General features: G+C 52.2%; 5 protein-coding genes. 1 reads left to right on the top strand and 4 read right to left on the bottom strand.

Annotation, left to right across the window (positions count from 1 at the left end; genetic code table 11):
* Window positions 1-262: 262 nt before the first annotated feature.
* The 4 genes from V7730_RS22480 to V7730_RS22465 form a co-directional block, all read right to left on the bottom strand.
* Entirely contained in the window at window positions 263-736 is a 474-nt protein-coding gene (locus tag V7730_RS22480) for a tRNA (cytidine(34)-2'-O)-methyltransferase (RefSeq protein ID WP_335749784.1), read from the bottom strand.
* 245 nt (window positions 737-981) lie between these two features.
* Window positions 982-1,803 (bottom strand): DUF6635 family protein, encoded by an 822-nt coding sequence (locus V7730_RS22475; RefSeq protein ID WP_335749783.1) that lies wholly within the window; start codon window positions 1,801-1,803, stop codon window positions 982-984.
* Window positions 1,804-2,034: 231 nt separating this feature from the next.
* Complete coding sequence (locus tag V7730_RS22470) at window positions 2,035-2,562, bottom strand: hypothetical protein (protein ID WP_335749782.1); 528 nt, start codon at window positions 2,560-2,562, stop codon at window positions 2,035-2,037.
* Window positions 2,528-2,773: a hypothetical protein gene (locus V7730_RS22465; protein ID WP_335749781.1), complete on the bottom strand. Its 246-nt coding sequence runs from the start codon at window positions 2,771-2,773 to the stop codon at window positions 2,528-2,530. Before V7730_RS22465 ends, V7730_RS22470 begins: the two co-directional genes overlap by 35 nt.
* 177 nt (window positions 2,774-2,950) lie before the next feature.
* Here V7730_RS22465 and V7730_RS22460 point away from each other — a divergent pair.
* Window positions 2,951-3,265, top strand: a 315-nt coding sequence (locus V7730_RS22460) for a helix-turn-helix domain-containing protein (protein WP_335749780.1), incomplete at its 3' end; no start/stop codon positions are given.

Raw genomic sequence — 3,265 nt, 5'->3', positions numbered from 1 at the left:
AGATGCATCTTAGCCAAGCCGCAAAACTGTCCTAAAAAGCAGGACCACTTCAGGTATCACGCAGCGTCATAATATCGAACGACTGCTTTTTCTTGAGTTGAAGCTAAGTACTATACTTAGAGTGAAGGTCCGGTTTCCTCCCTTTGTGTTGAGCGCAGCGGTGCAGTTTTCCAAGAACAGCCATTCGAGCATAATAGTATTTTGTTAGCCTGAGAGATCTGCTTTGGCGAGAAGTGACACCTTATCAATGACCTTGCAGCTTTCAAACGCCGAGCTGATTGCGCATGGCTTGATAAACCACCGCTGTGGCGACGTTGGCCAAGTTGAGGGATCGGACAAGTGGGTTTCGCATGGGCAAATGAAAAACGCGATCGTCCATGCCATCTAAAACCGCAGCAGGCAAACCTGCGGATTCACACCCGAAAACCAGATAAGCATTGTCTTGATAGTCTGGCTCGTAAACGCTCTGCGCGCCGTGTTCTTCGAAGAAATACAGGCTGCCGCGCGGTGGCTGTCGATCATTTACAAAGCTCTGCCAGCTATCAAATTCGGTGAGGTGAACGTGTTTCCAATAATCCGTTCCGGCCCGTCGTACCGCCTTTTCATCAAGGGAAAATCCGTAAGGCTTGATCAGGATCAGCTCCAAATTGAGCGCCACACAAGTCCGCCCGATCGCACCGGTATTGTACGGAATTTCAGGCGTCACCAGTACCAGTTTCAGACAGGGTTCAGACATACGATGTGTGGGCTTTCTAATTCATGGGCGCAGGCGCAACCCTTCGTTAGCATGCGGCTAACCTAATTGAGCGCCCCTTAACACCGCCAACTTTGACTTCCTAATTCTGCACACCGCCCTTAGCGGACTTTGTCCGCCAATTTTTTTGCGCTGCGACGCAGCTCTCGCATTGCTGCAATTCCAAAACAGCGCAGCAATTTTCGGCATCATGGCAGTTCGACGATCAGAGCCCTCAGCAAATGCCCTCACCCGCGCAAGACGCGCCACAAGTTGAGCGCGATGTCAGTGATATCTGCGAGTCTGGCGGTGATGTGCTCTCGGGCAAGACGACCACTATGACCCTGATCTACCTCCAAACGGGTTAACAGTCGAGACAATCGGCGCTGGTGCGTGCCAATCATGACCTGCAGCGGATCGGCGATCACTCCAGCGAATGTCGTTACCACAGACGCCAACATTGCCAGCACAACACCAGTTGCCACAACTTGGAAAGCCTCGATATCCGTCGAGAAAACACCGTAGTACATTTTCCCCAATCCTTGTCCCAGCGGGAATTGCTCAACGGCAAGAGCGTGCGCTCTCATTTCGGCCACCGGCCCCGCGAGAGAGACCAAACCTGGCGTCGCAGTCTGAAACACTATGAAACCCGCTATCAGAACCAAGAAGGTAGTTGTGATCTCGCCCACGGCACTGCGAACGCCAGTATAGTCGGCAACTTCATGGTCCAACACGTTATCAGGAACGGTGACGCCATCGCCCCTTGCTTTGAGGTCAGCAACAAAGGCCAATACAAGTGCAGCAACCTCCCGCGAAACATTGGTTTCCAGCAGAACCTTACGGCCCGACAACCAAATTGCCGTTCGATGAAACCCCAGTACCTTGGCCAAAAGAGCTACCAGTCGGATAATGAGAAGAACGGGCGCCAGCATGACATTCACCGGTGCACGCAACAGATCAGCGCCAAAAGCTGAACGATGAAGGCGCAGCGTTCCCCGCACGCCGAAAGTCGTGCGCACAAAAGTATTTACCTCCGCGCGTCTATCAGCTTCTGTAATGGTACGGTTCATTGTCGAGGCTCCCCAATCCAAACCCGTTGTAATCTTATGTGGGGTATCGTGTCATAATTCAAAGTGACGGTGGGCAGTTTTAGAGACGGCCCCAAGCAGACATTCGATCCTTTTGCAGCTAACGGCAGGTTTGAGCCCAAAGTGTCCCATTTTTGTATTGTGGCGAATGTCTTCTTTCACTTCGATGGTACTGAGTTGGCGGGTTGATAGATGCCAAGTTGGCTTTTTAGCTCAATCGGCTAAATTAGCATTCGCTGGACTATGCCAATTCAATGTTTTGTGATCAAAGCCATACACAATAGTAGGTTTTACGACGCTAAAATAGGGCGATAAGTCAAAGTCACGGGGGACAAACAGGGAATGGTGGCGGATGTGTAAAATTTCTTCTAAATGCGGTCCGGCTTTGATGCTGGGCAAAATCGGGTAGCCAATTTTTTGAAACGCCTCGGCAATCAGCGTCGAGCAAATTGCACGGGTTGGGTCGCCCGACCCAAGGGCCAGCATACGTCGGCGAAACCGTTCTGGAACAGGGGGTTGCGGCAAGAGGTAGCGCGCCAAGTCCCAGATATTTTTTAGATCATACATCCGCCCAAGACTTTCTTTGGCACTATCGACGACACGGCCAATTTCGTCATCAGACAAACCGACGGGACGGCAAATGCGGGTATTAAAATCATCGTATTTCGCAAGTGGGACACGGATGACGCCATCTTCTAAATGTGCCTCAATCAGCTCGCCGTCGGGGTGGTGTTCGCCCACGTAAAAGGCGGAATGTGACCATGTCCACTGCGATCAAGTACTTGATCGCAGTGGACACCCGCGTGTTGCCTTCGACGAGCAAGATGTCACCTGGCTGAAGGGTTCTGCACAGCATATCCTTCGACGTAATGGCGAAGGGCACATAGTTCGGCTTGGGCGCTTCTAGGTAGGCAGCGATTTTCTTGCCGATGCGGGTCTTTAGATTATCCATACAGACATCCTAGTGCCCAATAATTGAAATGTGTTTCACTTGCGCGTGGGGGAGACTGGATATGTTGCAGATCCGGAAGTAGTCCTTACCGACATCGCATTGTGCGGTAGCTTTGTCCGGCGATTTCAACGGGTCGACGCAACACTTTAATCTTTAGCCAAAGATGGAGTGATCAAAATGAAGTATCGTCGCCGCGTATTTTTCACGGACAAGCAGAAGTCGGAGATTTGGGACAGATGGCAGCGCGGAGAGTCGATGAGCTCGATTGGTCGGGTGTTTGATCGGGGGTCATCGTCAATTTACCCGCTCCTTGCGCGCACGGGCGGCATCCGTCCACCAGATCGCGTTCGGTCTCGCCTCGCGCTTACCTTGATCGATCGGGAAGAGGTATCCAGAGGTCTGCGGGCGCAGATGTCCCTGCGATCCATCACGCGCACCTTGAAGCGACCGGCGTCCACAATCAGCCGTGAAGTCAGGCGCAACGGAGGGATC

This window comes from Sulfitobacter sp., from assembly GCF_036961165.1.
Lineage (GTDB): Bacteria > Pseudomonadota > Alphaproteobacteria > Rhodobacterales > Rhodobacteraceae > Sulfitobacter.
Note: the sequence above shows the minus strand (reverse complement) of the source record. Positions and strands in the feature narration are given on the sequence as shown.

What these genes read in the sequence shown, in the direction of transcription:
- V7730_RS22465 (WP_335749781.1), bottom strand. Translation starts at nt 2,773, where the DNA reads ATGGATAATCTAAAGACCCGCATCGGCAAGAAAATCGCTGCCTACCTA.
- V7730_RS22480 (WP_335749784.1), bottom strand. Translation starts at nt 736, where the DNA reads ATGTCTGAACCCTGTCTGAAACTGGTACTGGTGACGCCTGAAATTCCG.
- V7730_RS22475 (WP_335749783.1), bottom strand. Translation starts at nt 1,803, where the DNA reads ATGAACCGTACCATTACAGAAGCTGATAGACGCGCGGAGGTAAATACT.